We start from the raw sequence: 15266 nt of genomic DNA on the forward strand, positions 1-15266 counted from the left end.
CTTTGAGGAGTTCCTGACATGTCCGATGGTCTCGATGACGTCGTCGCCGCCCATACCGTGCTCTCCGAAGTCGACGGCGCCGCCGGCCGCCTGGTGATCCGGGGCCACAGCCTCGCCGAGCTCGCCGGCCGCGCCAGCTTCGAGGAGATGGCGGCGCTGATGTTCGACGGCCTGCTGCCCGGCCTGCCGCAGAGGCGTGACCTGACGGCAGCGCTTGGCCAGGCCCGCGCCGATCTCTTTGGCATCGTCGAGCGTACTGCGCTGTCGGATGATCTCGGGCCGGTCGAGGCGATCCGTGCCTGGACGGCGCAGATCGCGGATGGCGAGGGGCCCGACACCGCGCTGAAGCTGCTCGCCGCGCCGGCCGTCTTCACTGCTGCCGCCGTGCGCAAGCGGCGCGGCCTTGCCCCGATCGCCCCCGATCCGGCGCTGTCGCAGGCGGTCGACACGCTGCGCATGCTGCGCGGCGAGACACCGACCGCAGCTCAGGCCGCCGCCCTCGACACCTATCTCGTCACGGTCGCCGATCACGGCCTCAACGCTTCGACCTTCGCGGCGCGCGTCGTCGCATCGACCCGCGCCGGGCTGGTTTCGGCTGTGCTCGCCGGGATCAGCGCGCTCAAGGGGCCGCTGCACGGCGGCGCGCCGGGGCCGGTGATCGAGATGCTCGATGCGATCGGCGAGCCGGCCAATGCCCGCGCCTGGCTGGAAGAAGCGCTGGGTCGCGGCGAGCGGCTGATGGGCTTCGGCCATCGCATCTATCGCGTCCGCGATCCGCGTGCCGATGCACTGAAGCAGGCGATCGCGAAACTCGGCGCCGATGCCGGGCGCCTGCGCCATGCCGAGGCGGTCGAGCAGGCGGCGCTCGCCATCCTGCGCGAGCGCAAGCCGGGCCGCTCGCTCGAGACCAATGTCGAGTTCTACACGGCGCTGCTGCTGGAGGCACTCGGCTTCCCGCCGGAGGCCTTCACCTGCGTCTTCGCGCTCGGTCGCACCACCGGCTGGCTCGCCCATGCCCGCGAGCAGATCGAGACCGGCCGGTTGATCAGGCCGCAATCGGTCTATGTCGGCCCGCAGCCGAGGCAGGCGGCCTGAATGTCACGCGCGGGATCCCCTCTCCTGTAAGGAGAGGGGTAGGCCGCCCGACCAGTTGCGTGAACGTCGAACGCGGATGGGTTCAGGCTCGCGATATCTCTCCCGAACACCTCACCCTGCCCTCTCCTTTCAGGAGAGGGTTCCCCGCGTCTTCATCGTCAGCCAGACCGCATAAAGCTCTGCCTCATTGCCGCGCACGACCAGCTCCACATGCCCCGACGCCTCCAGGATCGCATTGTCGCCAGCGGGTAGCGCCGCACCATTCACCAACCAGTCGCCCTTGCGGGCAACCAGCATCAGCAAGCCCTCAGCTGCGGTGAGCACGCCTGCGCCGGAGAGCCGCTCGACCCGGTGGCGCCAGCGGCCGCGCCGACTCATCACATTAAGGTCGTCGATCGGCCCATCCACCAGCACCCCGTCGACGGCCCGGTCGGCGGCGAAAGGGTAGGGCGCGCTGCTGCGATCGAGCCTGACGCGCTCGCCATCGCCGAAGGCGAGGGTAATGCCCGAGCCGGTCAGCACCGACAGCGTCCGGTCGATGCCCGGGAAGGACGAGAACGGCCCGTCCTGCCCGACATGGGCCATGCTGATGCGCCAGTCGAAATTATCAAGCGAGGCGCCCTCGGGCGCCACCGCGATCTCGGTCGTCGTCCCGCCGCCGTTCTTCCACGGCATGACCAGGCAGTCGGCGGCGCGGATGATGCGCATGGAACGGTCCTTCGAATTCAAGCAGCCACCCTTGTCATTCCGGGGCGCCCGAAGGGCGAACCCGGAACCCACGACGGGGTACAACGCCGTGTCTGGGCAATGCTCGCCCGGTCGTGGGTTCCGGGTTCTCCGCTTACGCGGAGCCCCGGAATGACAGGTGGGTTCAGCCCAAAATCCCGGGCAGCTTCAGCCCCTTCTCCCGGGCGCAGTCGAGCGCGATGTCGTAGCCGGCATCGGCATGGCGCATCACGCCGGTGGCGGGGTCGTTCCAGAGCACGCGCTCCAGGCGCTTGGCCGCTTCCGGCGTGCCGTCGGCGACGATCACCACGCCCGAATGCTGTGAATAGCCCATGCCGACGCCGCCGCCATGATGCAGCGAGACCCAGGTCGCGCCGCCGGCGGTGTTGAGCAGCGCGTTGAGCAGCGGCCAGTCGGAGACCGCGTCCGAGCCGTCCTTCATCGCCTCTGTCTCGCGGTTGGGCGAGGCGACCGACCCGGAATCGAGATGGTCGCGGCCGATCACGACCGGGGCCTTGAGCTCGCCCTTGGCCACCATCTCGTTGAAGGCGAGGCCGAGCCGGTGGCGGTCGCCGAGGCCGACCCAGCAGATCCGCGCCGGCAGGCCCTGGAACTGGATGCGCTCGCGCGCCATGTCGAGCCAGTTGTGCAGGTGCTTGTCGTCCGGCAGCAGCTCCTTGACCCGCTGGTCGGTGCGGTAGATGTCCTCGGGGTCGCCGGAGAGCGCGGCCCAGCGGAACGGGCCGATGCCGCGGCAGAACAGCGGGCGGATATAGGCCGGCACGAAGCCCGGGAAATCGAAGGCGTTGTCGACGCCCATATCCTTGGCCATCTGGCGGATATTGTTGCCGTAGTCGAGCGTCGGCACGCCCATGCGCTGGAAGTCGAGCATCGCCCTGACGTGCTCGGCCATCGACTTCTTCGCCGCTTCGATCGTGCCGGCCGGGTCGCGCTCCTTGCGCTCTTCCCATTCTTCCAGGGTCCAGCCGGCCGGCAGATAGCCGTTGAGCGGGTCATGCGCCGAGGTCTGGTCGGTGACGACATCCGGGCGGATGCCGCGGCGAACCATGTCCGGGAAGATCTCGGCGGCATTGCCGAGCACGCCGACCGAGACGGCTTTGCCTTTGGCATGGGCGGCCTCGATGATCTTCAGCGCCTCGTCGACGCTGTCCGCCTTCTCGTCGAGATAGCGGGTGCGCAGGCGGAAATCGATCGAGGACGGCTTGCACTCGACCGCGATCATCGAGGCGCCGGCCATGGTCGCGGCGAGCGGCTGGGCGCCGCCCATGCCGCCGAGGCCGCCGGTCAGGATCCACTTGCCCTTGAGGCTGCCATCATAGTGCTGGCGGCCAACCTCGACGAAGGTCTCGTAGGTGCCCTGAACGATGCCCTGCGTGCCGATATAGATCCAGGAGCCGGCCGTCATCTGGCCGTACATCATCAGCCCGGCCTTATCGAGATGATGGAAATGCTCCCAGTTGGCATAGGCCGGGACGAGGTTGGAGTTCGCGATCAGCACGCGCGGCGCGTCCGGATGCGTCTTGAAGACGCCGACCGGCTTGCCCGACTGAACCAGCAGCGTCTCGTCGGCCTCGAGCCCGCGCAGGGCGCCGACGATCCGGTCGAAATCCTCCCAGGTGCGGGCGGCGCGGCCGATGCCGCCATAGACCACGAGCTCGCCAGGCTTCTCGGCGACATCCGGGTCGAGATTGTTCATCAGCATGCGCAGCGCCGCTTCGGTCAGCCAGGACTTGGCGGTGCGGTCGGTGCCTTTCGGGCTGCGGATGACGCGGCTGTTGTCGATGCGGGTCATGACTTCGTCCGTTCGATGTGGCTGGCCGCTGCGAGCGCGGCTTCGATCATGGCGGAGAGGGCGGATTGCAGGCTGGCGGCGCGGGCCGCGTCGAAGGTCCAGGGCGGAGCTTCGTCGGCGAGGTAGGCGCTGAGCGCGATCTCCATCTGGAGCGCGTGCACATGGTCACTGGGATGACCGTAATGCCGGGTGATCCAGCCACCCTTGAAGCGGCCGTTGACGACCTGGGTGAAGGCGCTGCCGGCCATGGCCTTGACCGCGGCGGCTTCGACTGCGGCCGCGGCGCTCCGGCCGGAATTGGTGCCGAGATTGAGCGTCGGCAGCGTGCCGGGGAACAGGCGTGGGATCGCCGACTTGATCGAGTGGCAGTCCCAGAGCAGGCAGAAGCCGTGCTGCGCCTTGGCATGCGCGATCTCGGCGGCGAGCGCGTCATGATAGGGCTGGAAATAGGCTTTTCGCCGCCGCTCGATCTCGGTCTCTCCGGGAGGCATCGTCCAGATCGCTTCGCCGGAAAAGGTCGTGGTCGGCACGAGTTCGGTGGTCGCCTGGCCGGGATAGAGCGAGACCCCGGCCGGGTCGCGATTGAGGTCGATGACGAAGCGCGACAGCGAGGCCTCGACGATGGTCGGCTGGAAGCGCTCGGCGAAGCTATAGAGCTGGCGCATGTGCCAGTCTGTGTCTTCGACCTGCTTGCCGCGGGCATTGAGCTGCGCCGCAACCTCGGCCGGCAGGCCGGTGCCGGGATGCGGCATCGACAGGACGAGCGGCGAGGCGCCACGCGTGACGGAGACGATGCCGGCGCTCATGCGCTTCCTCCCTCGTCATGCTCGGCCTTGTGCCGAGCATCCACGTCTTGAACACCACGCTCGACCGAGGAAGACGTGGATGGTCGGGACAAGCCCGACCATGACGGAAAGGGTGAGTTCTTCACGCCGAGAGCTCCCCGTAGCTGTCGACGCCGGCGGCCTTGCCGAGCGCACCCGAGAGCACCAGTTCCGTCGCTGCGGCGAGGTCGGGCGCTAGATAGCGGTCCTCGGTCAGAGGCGCGATCTTGGCCCGGATCAGCGCCAGTACGGGCTCGAGCCGCGGCGAGGTCTTCATCGGGAGGTGATGCTCGATCGCCTCGGCGGCGGCCATCAGCTCGACCGCGATGATGCTGGCAGCGTTCTTCGCCATCTCGATCAGGCGGAAGGCGCCATGCGTCGCCATCGAGACATGGTCTTCCTGATTGGCCGAGGTCGGGATGGTGTCGACGGAAGCCGGATAGGCCTTCTGCTTGTTCTCGGAGGCGAGTGCCGCGGCGGTTACCTGCGCGATCATGAAGCCCGAGTTCAGGCCGGCATCGCGGGCGAGGAAGGGCGGCAGGCCGCTCATCACGGGGTCGACCAGCAGCGCGATGCGGCGCTCGGCGAGATTGCCGATCTCGCAGACGCCCATCGCCAGCATGTCGGCGGCGAAAGCGACCGGCTCGGCGTGGAAATTGCCGCCCGAGACGATCTCGCCGGGCCCCAGCACCAGCGGGTTGTCGGTGACGGCGTTGGCCTCGATCGCGAGCGTCGCGGCGGCGTTGCCGAGGAGGTCGCGCACCGCGCCCATCACCTGGGGCTGGCAGCGCAGCGAATAGGGGTCCTGCACCTTGCTGTCGCCGAAGCGGTGGCTCTCGCGGATCTCGCTGCCGGCGACGAGGTCGAGCAGCAGGGCCGCGACCTTGATCTGGCCGGGCTGGCCGCGCAGCTTCTGGATGCGTGGATCGAATGGCGTGTCGGAGCCCTTGAGAGCGTCGACCGAGAGCGCGCCGGCGATCAGCGCCGCGTCGAAGACACGGGCGATGCTGGCGAGGCCGGCCAGCGCCAGCGAGGCCGAGACTTGCGTGCCGTTGATCAGCGCGAGGCCTTCCTTGGCCCCTAGCGCGAGCGGCTCCTGGCCGATGCGCTTCAGCGCCTCGGCGGCCGGCAGCACCTCGCCCTTCAGCCTGATCTCGCCGACGCCCATCAGCGCGGCGGTGAGATGGGCGAGCGGGGCAAGGTCGCCGGAGGCGCCGACCGAGCCCTTGGCCGGCACGACCGGCAATGCGCCGGCCCTGAGCGCGCCGACCAGGGCCTCGACCACGACGGGGCGGATGCCGGAGGCGCCGCGCGCCAGGCTCGCCGCCTTCATGGCAAGGATCAGCGCGACGACTTCGTCCGGCAGGGCCGGGCCGGTGCCGACCGCATGAGAGAGGATGAGGTTGCGCTGCAGCGTGGCGAGGTCGGCGTCGGCTATGCGGACGCTGGCGAGCTTGCCGAAGCCGGTGTTGACGCCATAGGTCACGGTGCCCTTGGCGACGATCTCGTCGACGATCGCCTGGGCGCCGGCGATCGCGCCGGTGTCGGAAAGAGCGACGGTGGCGCCGTCGAGAACATGGCGCCAATCGGCGAGGCGGGCCTCGCCGGGGGTGAGAGAGAGCGTGGTCATTGTCCGTTCCGGATGCGGGCGTGAAGCGGGTTGAAGCCGATGCGATAGGCAAGCTCGGCCGGGCGCTCGATCTCCCAGATCGCGAGGTCGCAGGCCTTGCCGGCTTCCAGCGTGCCGGTCTCGTCCTGGAGCCCGAGGGCGCGGGCGGCGTTGCGGGTCATGCCGGCCAGCGCCTCCTCCGGCGTCAGCCGGAACAGGGTGCAGCCCATGTTCATCGTCAGGAGCGGCGAGGTCAGCGGCGAGGTGCCGGGATTGGCGTCGGTGGCGAGCGCGATCGGCACGCCGTGCTTGCGCAAGAGCTCGATCGGCGGCTTCACCGTCTCGCGCAGGAAGTAGAAGGCGCCGGGCAGGATCACCGCGACGGTGCCGGCCTTGGCCATCGCGATCACGCCGGCCTCGTCGAGATGCTCGAGATGGTCGGCCGAGAGCGCGCCCATGCCGGCGGCGAGCGCCGCCCCGCCGAGATTAGAGAGCTGCTCGGCATGGATCTTGATCGCCAGACCCTTCGCCTTGGCCGCGGCGAAGACACGCGCGGTCTCCTCCGGCGAGAAGGCGATGCCTTCGCAGAACACATCGACGGCGTCGGCGAGGTTCTCGGCCGCGACGGCGTCGAGCATCGGCCCGGTGACGAGGTCGATATAATCGCCGGACCGGCCCTTGAACTCCGGCGGCACCGCATGCGCGCCGAGGAAGGTGGTGAGGACCCGGACGGGGCGCTCACGGCCGAGCCGGCGCGCGACGGCCAGCACCTTGACCTCGCTAGCGGTATCGAGCCCGTAGCCCGACTTGATCTCGACGGTGGTGACGCCCTCGGCGATCAGGGCGGCGAGGCGCTTGTCGGCGCTGGCGAAGAGCTCGTCCTCGCTCGCGCCGCGCGTCGCCTTGACCGAGGAGACGATGCCGCCGCCGGCGCGGGCGATCTCCTCATAGCTCGCGCCCTTCAGACGCAATTCGAACTCATGGGCGCGATCGCCGCCATAGACGAGATGGGTGTGGCAATCGATCAGGCCGGGGGTGATCCAGCGGCCCTCGCAATCGATGGTCTCGGCCGCCGAAAAGGCGGGCGCCGTGGCGCGCGGGCCGACATGGACGATGCGCCCGTCGCGTGCTGCAATGACCCCGTCCTCGATCGCGCCATAGGCGGAGGAGGCGCCTTCGGCCATCGTCGCCAGTCGCGCATTCAGCCAGAGCCGGTCGCAGCTCAAAGACGTTTCCGCCACCATTGCCCGTCGCACCCTCTCGACTTCGCTTTCGTTCCGGGTAAGCTAGCCAATTGCATATGCAAAAGGCAAGCGCTTAATTGCATATGCAATTAGAGAGGTGGATGGCATGGCGGTCAGGCAGGAACTGTATCTCGAGGAAGCGTTGCTGCCGGAGGGGTTTGCCCAGGGCGTCACGCTGCATGTCGAGGACGGCGTCATCGCCTCGGTCTCCCGCGATGGCGCGGCCCCGGCGGCCGCGACCCGCCTGCCGGGGTTGACCTTGCCCGGCCTGCCCAATCTGCACAGCCACACCTTCCAGCGCGGCATGGCCGGTCTCTCCGAGCGGCGCGGCGCTTCCGAGGATTCGTTCTGGACCTGGCGCGAGGTGATGTACCGCTTCCTCGACCGGCTGAACCCCGACGATGTCCAGGCGATCGCCGCCCAGGCCATGGTCGAGATGCTTGAAGGCGGCTTCACCGCGCTTGCCGAGTTCCACTATCTGCATCACGACAAGGATGGCGGCGAATATGCCGACATCGCCGCGATGGGCGGGGCGATCGCGGCGGCAGCCGGAGAGGCCGGCATCGGCCTCACTTTGCTGCCGGTGCTCTATCGCTACGGTAATTTCGGCAAGGCGCCGGCCGCGCCCGGCCAGCGCCGCTTCCTCAATGATCGCGACGCCTATCAGCGGCTTCTCGAGAGCAGCGAGAAGGCGGTCGCTTCTTTGCCGGACGCCAGGGTCGGCGTCGCGCCGCATTCGCTGCGGGCGGTGGCGCTCGACGACCTGCCCTGGATCGCCGCGCTCAGGCCTGAAACCCCGGTGCATATCCATGTCGCAGAGCAAATGCGCGAGGTCGAGGACAGCATCGCCATTACCGGCCACCGCCCGGTCGAGCTTCTGCTGGAGAGCGTCGCCGTCGACGGGCGCTGGTGCCTGATCCATGCGACGCATCTGAGCGACGCCGAGCGCGACGCCATGGCGCGCAGCGGCGCGGTGGCGGGCCTGTGCCCGATCACTGAGGCCAATCTCGGCGATGGCATCTTCGACGGCGTTCGCTATCGCGCCGCCGGCGGGCGCATCGGTGTCGGCAGCGATTCCAATATCGAGATCGGGGCCGGCGGCGAACTGCGCCTGCTCGAATATTCGCAGCGCCTGCGCGACCGACGCCGCGCGCTTTGGGCCGAACCCGGCACATCGGCCGGCGTCAGGCTCTGGCAGGATGCCTGCGCCGGTGGCGCCCAGGCCTGCGGGCGGGCCATCGGCGTCATCGCCCCGGGCGCGAGGGCCGATCTCGTGACGCTCGCTGCCGACCATCCGGCCGTGGTCGGCAAGTCCGGCGACTTCGCGCTCGACAGCGCGGTCTTCGCGGCGTCCGCCCTGCCGGTCGAGACCGTGATCGTCGGTGGAAAGACTGTGGTCAGCGGCGGCCGGCACATTGACCGGGCGCGCATCGCCGCGCGCTATGGCGCAGTCATCCGAAATCTGCTCGCCTGAGCCGGAAAGAGTCCATGTCCGCAAGCCAGATCGACGCCGTAGCTCTCGATGGCGCCGGTCCGCTCTATGACCAGATCCGGCGCGCCATCCGCGACCTCATCCTGAACGGCGCCTGGCCGCCGGGGACGGTCGTGCCGCCCGAGCATGCCCTGATGGAGCGCCTCGGTGCCTCCCGCATGACGGTGCACCGCGCTTTGGGGCAGCTGGCGCGCGAAGGGCTGATCACACGCCGGCGCCGCTCCGGCACCATCGTCGCGAGCCCGCCGGCGAGCCATGCCATGCTCGACATCCTCTCGATTCCCGAAGAGGTGCGCGGGCTGGGCCATGAGTATTCCTACAGGATCCTGGCGCGGCGCGACGGCCGGGCGCAACGGCCGGTCGTCGCCCTGTTCGAACTCGGCCGAGCCGTCGAGGTGGTGCATCTGACGGTGCTGCACTTCGCTGACGGCGTGCCGCATGTGCTGGAAGAGCGGGTGATCCATCTCGCCACCGTGCTGGCGGCCGGACAGGAGCAGTTTGCCGCCATGCCGCCGGGGGACTGGCTGCTGCAGAACAGCCTGTGGTCGCAGGCGGAGCACGCGATCAGCGCCGTCGCGGCGGAGATCGATCAGGCACAGCTCCTCGCCATCGGCGAGGGAGAGCCCTGCCTGCTTGTCGAGCGGCGGACCTGGAACCAGCGCGAACCGGTAACCGCGGTGCGCCTGCTTTATCCGGGTGGCCGCCATCGCTTCATCGGCCGCTTCGGGCCCTATGGCAAAGTCTAGCGCCGACGAGGAGCGGTTGGGCACCGCCCCTCGCGGCTAGAGAATATCCTGGCCGGCTCAGCAGGCGTAGCTGACGCGGCGACCCCATTCGTCTCGTCCGACGCAGACCCGGTCGCGCGTGGTCGCATTTCCGATGATGGCACCGCCGACGCCGCCGATCGCTGCGCCTGCCGCTGCACCACCCGCGCGGCCGGTCGCAAGGCCGCCGATGACGGCGCCCGTGCCGGCACCGATCAGGGCGCCTGTCGCCGTGTTTTCCTCACGCGCCGTACAGGCGCCGAGAGAACCGGCGGCCAGGGCGACGATGATGAGTTTTTTCATGGCTTTAGTCCTTGCTTTGCGCCGGAGGCGGGAGGGGCTGCCTCGCCTCCTCGGCTTGGGTCGTCTTTCGCCGGGGCATGGTCCGACACGCTCCGGGCAGCCACCGCAGCGAGACGGCAACGGCCCATCACCTGCGGCATCAACGAACCGTGTCGGCAAAGGTTCCGGATGAGGCCTGCGGGTCGCAGGTCCGGAACTCCAAGCCAGTGCCTGCAGCGGGCGAACCCGTCCGGCCGGCAGGCTCGTCGAATTTGTCTCTCTTGCCGTGGAACAGCGACCAAGTTGCGGCGTTGGTTTGGCAGGCCGGTTCGCGCTGGCCCGTGAATTCGATGGAGGGAAACGATGAGCGCAACGATGACCGCGGCTGCGACTGCTGCCAACCCGCTGATCGCCGGCGCCCGCGTCGCCGGCACCGACGTCTACAATGCCGCAGGCGAGCATCTCGGCTCGATCTATGACGTCATGCTCGACAAGGCGACCGGCAAGGTCGCCTACGCCATCATGTCGTTCGGCGGCTTCCTCGGGCTCGGCGAGAAGTATCATCCCGTCCCGTGGAGCATGCTCGACTACGATGTCGACCGTGGCGGCTATGTCGTGCCGCTGACGCGCGAAAAGCTCGAGGCCGCGCCGATGTACGGCAGCGATGGCGAGCCCGATTGGCACGACAAGGAATACGGCAAGCGCGTGCACGACTACTACGGCACCATGCCCTACTGGATGATGTGACGGCCCCTGCGGCTGTCGCTTCTCCAAGGCGCCCGTCGCGGCGATTGCTATCCCCCCAGCCGGATCGCTGCGACAGCGTGATGCGGGCCGAAAGGCCCGCATCTTTTTTAGGGCAGGCGCTCCGGCTCCGGGCAGGCGCGCATGGCGGTGTCCGCAGAAGACGCGCCGGGGCCCACCGGCGAATTCCAGAGTGATAGAGGAGACGGGAATGCAGATCCGCTACGGCTATCGCATCGAGATCGTCTGTGACCGGCCGACCCCGCTGGTGACCATGCTCGACGTCCACCCTTCTCGGCGTAACGACCGGCTGGCGCCGGACGATATCTGCGCGACCGGCCTTGCGGACGCTGGCGTTCCGCTGCGTGTCGAGCGGCATTTCGACATGTTCGGCAACATTTGCCGCCGCATGGTTGCGCCGGCTGGCGGCGTTCGGCTCGAGGCGAGCGGCCTGATCTATGATGGCGGCCGGCCCGACGTCGTTGCGCCCACTGCGCGCCAGCTGTCGCCCGCCGAGATTCCCGCTGACTTGATGGTCTTCCTGCTCGGCAGCCGCTATTGCGAGACCGACAAGCTGATGGACACGGCCTGGAACCTGTTCGGCCATCTCCAGCCGGGCTGGGGCAGGGTGCAGGCGGTGGTCGATTTCGTCCATAACCACCTGACTTTCGGCTATGCCTTCGCGCGCAGCACCCGCACCGCCGCCGAGGCCTATGAGGAGCGCATCGGCGTCTGCCGCGACTTCGCGCACCTCGCCGTCGCCTTCTGCCGCTGCCTCAACATTCCCGCCCGGTACTGCAACGGCTATCTCGGCGACATCGGTGTGCCGCCGAACCCGGCGCCCATGGATTTCAACGCCTGGTTAGAGGTCTGGCTGGACGGGCGCTGGTACACGCTCGACGCGCGGCACAACCAACCCCGTATCGGCCGGGTCGTCATCGCGCGCGGCCGCGACGCCACCGACGTGCCGATGCTGAATTCCTTCGGCTCCCACCTCCTGCAGCGTTTTGAAGTGGTCACCGAGGAAGTCGCCGAGGAGATTCCGCTGTGCGCGTCGTCGCCGCGGCCGCGCCTTGTGCCGGACGAAAGGGGTGCCCATATCGCCGCCTAGCCATGCCGGACCTGTCGGAACCATCGGTCGAGCCTGAGGCGAGGGCGCAGCTCCGCTGCTTCCGGGTCATCGCCAATGCGCGTGCGGGTACCGTGCTCGAGGCCGGGGCCGATAATTTCTCGCATCGCCTCGAGGAGGCTTTCGCCGCGGCCGGTTGCAGTGCCGAGATCGAATTGCTGCCGCCGCGCCAGATTCAGGAGCGCCTGCGCACGGCGATCGAGGACGAGAACATCATTCCCGTGATCGCCGGGGGCGATGGCACCGTCAACGGCGCCTTGCCCGTGCTGCTCGGTTGCACGCGGCCGGTCGGCATCCTGCCGCTCGGCACCGTCAACGTGCTCGGCCGCGATCTCGGCCTGCTCGGAACGATCGAGGAGCGGGTCGCGGCGCTCTGCCGGGGCGAGCCCGTTGCCATGGACCTCGGTAGCATCAATGGGAGACCGTTCCACTCGATTTCCGGCATGGGCTTCTTCAGCCTGATGGCCCGCGAACGCGAGCATGCCCGCCGGCGCTTTCCCTTCAGCCGCACCATCGCCTTCGCCTTTGCCGCGACGCGCTCGATCCTGTTCACCCGTCCGATCCGCGTCGCGATGGAGATCGGCGGCGAGCAGCGCCAGGTCGAGGCTGACGCCGTGCTGGTCACGGTCAACCAGTTCGACGGCGCCGAGTGGCGTCGCAACCGGCTGGATGGCGGCCAGTTGGAGGTGCACATCCTCGATACCGGTGGCTTGCTCTCGCGCGCCAAGGCGGCGCTTTCGATGCTGACCGGAAGCTGGCGCACCTCGCGCAACCTCGTCTCGCTGACCGCCGAAGCGGTGACGCTGACGCGTCGCGACAAGAGACGCGGCCATGTCACCTTCGATGGCGAGGTCGAACGCCGCGCTGGCTCGCTCGAATACCGGTTGCTGCCCGCCGCGCTGCAGGTCATCGCTGCGCGGCCGGCCGAAATCTGAACACGCTTTCGTCATAGGCCGCCGCCACTCCCTCCTGGATAGCTCTCGATGTTTCTCCTGCAGCCGCGTTTTCTCCTGCCGACCGCCGCGGCTTTCGGCTTCCTCGGCCTCGCGATCTTCGTCATCGCCGGCCGTGATTTCGCCTTCGACACCAGATTGGTGATGCTGTTTCGCGACGCCGCCGACCCGTCGACCCCGCTCGGGCCGGCCTGGTTTCGCGAGATGATGCGCGATGTCACCGCGCTCGGCAGCTTCGTCGCGCTCGGCACGATGACGGTGGTGGCGGCCCTCACTTTGCGGCTCTGCGGCCATTGGCGCCTGGCGCTCGGGCTCATCGTGACCGTGCTGTCGGGGGTGGCGGCCAGCACGCTTCTGAAGATCGCGATCGGGCGCGAACGCCCCGACATCGTCGAGCATGCGGCCCTGACTTTCACCGCGAGCTTTCCCAGCGGGCACGCCTTCCTCTCGGCGGTCGTGCTGCTCGGCATTGCTGGCTTCGTCGGCATCGCTTCGCGCCGGGCCGATATCTCGCGGATCTGTCTCTGGGTCGCCTGGCTCCTGATCATCGCGATCGGCGTCAGCCGCATCTATCTCGGTGTGCACTGGCCGAGCGACGTGCTCGGCGGCTGGTGCCTCGGCATCACCTGGTCGAGCGTCGCGGTCGCCTGGCTCGGCAGGCTCGCAGCCCAGGCGGAGGCACGCGAGGCGGGGGCAGGTGGCGCCGAACTCGGCATGCCCCCGGGAACCGCACGCGAATAAGCGCGTTCCAGTCAGAGCGCCGCGCGAGAGCGGCGCTTTTTCATGACTGGAGTCCTAATTCATGACCGTCTCGCGCAACCTTCTCTTCCTCCTCGTCGGCCTGCTCATCGCAGGCCTCGCCGCGACGAGCTATGCGCTCTATCAGGAGAAGAAGCAGCCGGAAGGCGTCGAGATCTCGGTCGGAAAGAACGGGCTCTCGATTAAGGAGAAGTGAGGCCACTCAGGCTGCGAGCGGCGCGGCCTGCACCACCCGGTTGCGCCCGTCCCGCTTGGCGGCATAGAGCGCTTCATCGGCCTGCTTCAGCAGGCTTTGCAGCGAGACGGTGGCCGCCGGGCGGCATACCAGACCGATGCTCATCGTGATGCGAACAAGCCTGCCATTATCGAGCATGAGCTCGATGTTGGCGCAGGCCTCCCGAAGGCGCTCCGCCACGGCCAGGGCGTCGACGGGTTCGGTTTCTGGCAGGACGATCGCGAATTCCTCGCCGCCCATCCGCCCGAACAGGTCCTGCGGTCTGAGCATTGCGCCGATCTGCCGGGTCAGCGCGACCAGCGCGGCATCGCCGGCGGCGTGGCCGTGCTCGTCGTTGATGCGCTTGAACTGGTCGGCATCGAGCATCAGCAGCGCGAGGCTGGCGCCCCTGCGGGCACTTTCCGCCAGCACGGCTTCGCTGCGCAGCATGAATGCCCTGCGCGACAAGGTTCCGGTCAGGGAATCCTCGTTGGCCGCCCGGTTCAGCTCCTTCACCAGCTCGCTGCGCGCGCTGTTGATGCTGGAAACCATGATTGGGCCGAGCGCCAGCAGGGCGAGGCTGAGACGATGCGCGATGACCGCGGGCAGGAACTCCGCCGCGCTCGGCGGCAGGTTGGTCACCAGAGCCGTGCCTTGCCAAAGACCGGTGGCAAAGGTCAGCACCGCCGTCGGGAACACGCCATAGCTCAGCGCGCACCACAGCAGAGCGGGCATCGGGGCCGAGATGGCGCCTGATCCGCCGATCATGCTGCCCGCGGCGATCGAGACGAGCAGCGCCGCTACCGGCAGCAGCGGGCGGACCGAGCGGCCGAGGGCGCCGGCGTGCTCGCGCAGCGTGCGCAATGGCGGCGCGGTCAGCACCATGGGGAGCACAACGAGATTGCTGGCGAGCTCGCTGGTCAGGTAAAGCTCGACGGCGTGCCGCAAGCTCCCGCCGAAGAAGACGATGATGCTGCCGCTGCCGACGATCGCCGCCGCACCTGCGGCGGCTGCGCTGATCAGCAGCAGGAAGAGCAGTGATTGCGGCCGTTCGAGCCTGCGATCTGTCGGGTCGATGCGCTGGAACAGCACGAAGCCGGCGACGACGCCGGCGAGATTGGCGGCGGTCAGCCAGAGCGTCAGCAGGAATCCGCCGCCCATGGCGAAATCCGCGGCGAGATATCCCGCGGCAATGGCGAGCCAGCCTGTGAACGTCGCCAGTTGCGGGGCGCGGACCAGAATGCCGATCAGCAGCGCATTCGCCACCCAGAACGAGGCGAGGAAGCCGACGGGGCGGGTAAGATGGCCGAACAGCGCGGCGCCGAAAGTCACGACCGCGAGCAGGGCGGCGCGGCGCAGGGCGAGGAGGGCCGGAGACGTGGTCCTGCCGATTTCGGCTGCGCTGGTTTCGCGCGAAGGGGATGGATCCCGGCCTACGGTCATATCGATTCGAACCGTGCCCGCAAAAGGTTAAGGGCAGCTGTCGCTTCGCAGCGAATACTCCTCCCTAGCATGGCCGATCTCGTCGTGGCCAAAGCATGCGCTGGCGGCGCGACCGCCGGGCATTTCGGCAGGCGCTCTAGCATGGCCTTGGCCAGCCAAAGGCGTTAAGACCACC

General features: G+C 68.5%; 15 protein-coding genes. 8 read left to right on the forward strand and 7 right to left on the reverse strand.

Translation table 11 applies throughout. From position 1 onward, the window contains the following. The first annotated feature begins 18 nt into the window (after positions 1-18). Entirely contained in the window at positions 19-1095 is a 1077-nt protein-coding gene (locus RKE40_RS10530) for a citrate synthase/methylcitrate synthase (RefSeq protein ID WP_316018192.1), read from the forward strand. Between the two features lie 129 nt (positions 1096-1224). Here RKE40_RS10530 and RKE40_RS10535 read toward each other — a convergent pair whose 3' ends face one another. From RKE40_RS10535 to hutI, 5 genes are all read right to left on the reverse strand, one after another. Beyond that, positions 1225-1803 (reverse strand): HutD/Ves family protein, encoded by a 579-nt coding sequence (locus tag RKE40_RS10535; protein ID WP_316018193.1) that lies wholly within the window; start codon positions 1801-1803, stop codon positions 1225-1227. Between the two features lie 163 nt (positions 1804-1966). Then, complete coding sequence (hutU, locus tag RKE40_RS10540; protein ID WP_316018194.1) at positions 1967-3634, reverse strand: urocanate hydratase; 1668 nt, start codon at positions 3632-3634, stop codon at positions 1967-1969. Then, a complete protein-coding gene (gene hutG, locus RKE40_RS10545) occupies positions 3631-4440 on the reverse strand; it encodes an N-formylglutamate deformylase (RefSeq protein ID WP_316018195.1) in 810 nt (269 codons plus the stop codon). The genes hutU and hutG overlap by 4 nt, the downstream gene beginning before the upstream one ends. 121 nt (positions 4441-4561) lie before the next feature. After that, complete coding sequence (gene hutH, locus RKE40_RS10550; protein ID WP_316018196.1) at positions 4562-6088, reverse strand: histidine ammonia-lyase; 1527 nt, start codon at positions 6086-6088, stop codon at positions 4562-4564. Beyond that, on the reverse strand, positions 6085-7293 hold the full coding sequence (gene hutI / locus RKE40_RS10555; protein WP_316018197.1) for an imidazolonepropionase: 1209 nt from the start codon (positions 7291-7293) through the stop codon (positions 6085-6087). Before hutI ends, hutH begins: the two co-directional genes overlap by 4 nt. Positions 7294-7417: 124 nt before the next feature. On the opposite strand from hutI, the gene RKE40_RS10560 reads away from it, so the two are divergent. After that, positions 7418-8785, forward strand: a complete 1368-nt coding sequence (locus RKE40_RS10560) for a formimidoylglutamate deiminase (RefSeq protein WP_316018198.1) — start codon at positions 7418-7420, stop codon at positions 8783-8785. Positions 8786-8799: 14 nt separating this feature from the next. Further along, entirely contained in the window at positions 8800-9549 is a 750-nt protein-coding gene (locus RKE40_RS10565; RefSeq protein WP_316018199.1) for a UTRA domain-containing protein, read from the forward strand. A 57-nt stretch (positions 9550-9606) separates the two neighbouring features. Here the strand turns inward: RKE40_RS10565 and RKE40_RS10570 are convergent, their stop codons facing one another. Continuing rightward, the gene (locus RKE40_RS10570) at positions 9607-9870 is read right to left on the reverse strand and encodes a glycine zipper domain-containing protein (RefSeq protein ID WP_316018200.1); all 264 of its coding nucleotides are present in this window, start codon (positions 9868-9870) and stop codon (positions 9607-9609) included. Positions 9871-10212: 342 nt separating this feature from the next. Between RKE40_RS10570 and RKE40_RS10575 the strand changes: the two genes are divergently transcribed. The 5 genes from RKE40_RS10575 to RKE40_RS10595 all read left to right on the forward strand — a co-directional run bounded on the left by RKE40_RS10575 (position 10213) and on the right by RKE40_RS10595 (position 13630). Continuing rightward, positions 10213-10596: a PRC-barrel domain-containing protein gene (locus tag RKE40_RS10575; RefSeq protein WP_316018201.1), complete on the forward strand. Its 384-nt coding sequence runs from the start codon at positions 10213-10215 to the stop codon at positions 10594-10596. A gap of 208 nt (positions 10597-10804) precedes the next feature. After that, positions 10805-11704 (forward strand): transglutaminase-like domain-containing protein, encoded by a 900-nt coding sequence (locus RKE40_RS10580; protein WP_316018202.1) that lies wholly within the window; start codon positions 10805-10807, stop codon positions 11702-11704. A 2-nt stretch (positions 11705-11706) separates the two neighbouring features. Further along, positions 11707-12657: a diacylglycerol/lipid kinase family protein gene (locus RKE40_RS10585; RefSeq protein ID WP_316018203.1), complete on the forward strand. Its 951-nt coding sequence runs from the start codon at positions 11707-11709 to the stop codon at positions 12655-12657. A gap of 48 nt (positions 12658-12705) precedes the next feature. Continuing rightward, the gene (locus RKE40_RS10590; RefSeq protein ID WP_316018204.1) at positions 12706-13416 is read left to right on the forward strand and encodes a phosphatase PAP2 family protein; all 711 of its coding nucleotides are present in this window, start codon (positions 12706-12708) and stop codon (positions 13414-13416) included. Between the two features lie 61 nt (positions 13417-13477). Further along, positions 13478-13630 carry a hypothetical protein gene (locus RKE40_RS10595; protein ID WP_316018205.1) on the forward strand — a complete coding sequence of 51 codons (153 nt, stop codon included), beginning with the start codon at positions 13478-13480 and terminating at the stop codon, positions 13628-13630. Positions 13631-13636: 6 nt separating this feature from the next. Here RKE40_RS10595 and RKE40_RS10600 read toward each other — a convergent pair whose 3' ends face one another. Further along, positions 13637-15091: a GGDEF domain-containing protein gene (locus RKE40_RS10600; protein WP_316018206.1), complete on the reverse strand. Its 1455-nt coding sequence runs from the start codon at positions 15089-15091 to the stop codon at positions 13637-13639. Between the last annotated feature and the right edge of the window lie 175 nt (positions 15092-15266).

It is taken from the genome of Allobosea rubneri (assembly GCF_032464875.1).
GTDB classification, from domain to species: Bacteria; Pseudomonadota; Alphaproteobacteria; order Rhizobiales; family Beijerinckiaceae; genus Allobosea; species Allobosea rubneri.